Origin of the sequence: Blautia sp. AF19-1 (assembly GCF_003479155.1) — a bacterium.
Taxonomy (GTDB): Bacteria; Bacillota; Clostridia; order Lachnospirales; family Lachnospiraceae; genus Fusicatenibacter; species Fusicatenibacter saccharivorans.
This window is the reverse complement of sequence record NZ_QUGQ01000033.1, coordinates 1-454: the sequence shown is the minus strand read 5'-3', so window position 1 is coordinate 454 and position 454 is coordinate 1. Positions and strand designations below refer to the sequence as shown.

Genomic DNA, 454 nt, shown 5'->3' with positions numbered 1-454 from the left:
TTTATAATCCTCTTTCTCATAACTTCCAAGAGCTGATTTGGAAATACCCGTCAACTCTGACAACTCTTCCAGATTTAAGCCTTTGTCCTTGCGGAGTTCCCAAAGGCGTTCCTGTATGCTTGTCGCTCCTTTCATGGGCGCACGCTCCTTTCCGGTGGTTTGATTGCTGCCGCTTATCTGGATTATATCACACTTTCCGCAATCGTGGAAATTTCTGATTTTTACCCCTAATTCCTACTTTGTGGACATACGGCACAGGGCACAAAAATGTTCTATGATACAGGTAGTTCATCGATGGATTATTCCAATCGAATGACCAGCCTGTGTGGGATATGCTTCCCCGGCGATGTAGCGCCATGAATTTTGGCAGGGATATGGAGGAACCCTGACCAAAACGAGCGTACCAAAGGGAGCGATACGCCGCTGTGAGATTCAGGGGAGGAACGACACCGGG

1 protein-coding gene is annotated in these 454 nt (G+C 47.8%); it reads right to left on the bottom strand.

Translation table 11 applies throughout. The annotated features are described in order from the left end of the window. On the bottom strand, positions 1 to 177 hold a 177-nt coding region (locus DWX26_RS15795; protein ID WP_243030721.1), incomplete at its 3' end, for a helix-turn-helix domain-containing protein. Between the last annotated feature and the right edge of the window lie 277 nt (positions 178 to 454).